At 36.4% G+C, this 555-nt stretch carries 1 protein-coding gene and 1 riboswitch; the gene reads left to right on the top strand.

Features of this window, described 5'->3' with window-relative positions:
• The coding region (locus AC1DUW_RS32095; RefSeq protein WP_477644617.1) for an arginase family protein at positions 1-204 on the top strand (204 nt) is incomplete at its 5' end.
• A 165-nt stretch (positions 205-369) separates the two neighbouring features.
• A riboswitch (glycine riboswitch) is annotated at positions 370-472 on the top strand.
• Positions 473-555 lie beyond the last annotated feature (83 nt).

Below are 555 nucleotides of genomic sequence, written 5' to 3'. Positions count from 1 at the left end.
TTACTCCATGGAATTGCAAAAAGAGGAGAAGTAATCGGTTTTGATATGGTAGAAGTTGCTACTCCTTACGATCATACGGGAATAACTGGACAAGTGGCAGCGCGCCTCTCATTAGACTTACTTAGTTATGTTTTAAAAGAAAAAGAGAGAAACCAGGATGCAATCAGCGATCATCAAGAGCAGAACTTCATAAAGAAGCATTAGTCTGTTAAATTTGAAAGCGTTTGCTGATATAAAGTGATTTTCCTCCGTTTTATCTTTTCTTAGTTTCCTGAATATGTATAAAAATAGAGGCGATATCATAAAAAACACTTATGTAAATAATTATCCATTTAGAATATTTAGAGTATTTAAAAAAACGTATAGCGGTTGACGATTGTGGGAGAGTGCAATGTTGACAGTCACCGAAGGAGCAAGTTCCAAAAAAAACCCTTGAAACAAATCTCTCAGGTAAAAGAACCACAATGGGACGCAACTCTGGAGAGCGCGTTTATAAAATGCCACCAAAGAGGAAGACTCTTTGTAGCATAGAGTTAAACTCTCAGTTAAAAGGAG

It is taken from the genome of Peribacillus sp. P4_C12 (assembly GCF_056402095.1).
This window is presented reverse-complemented; position numbering and strand designations above follow the sequence as displayed.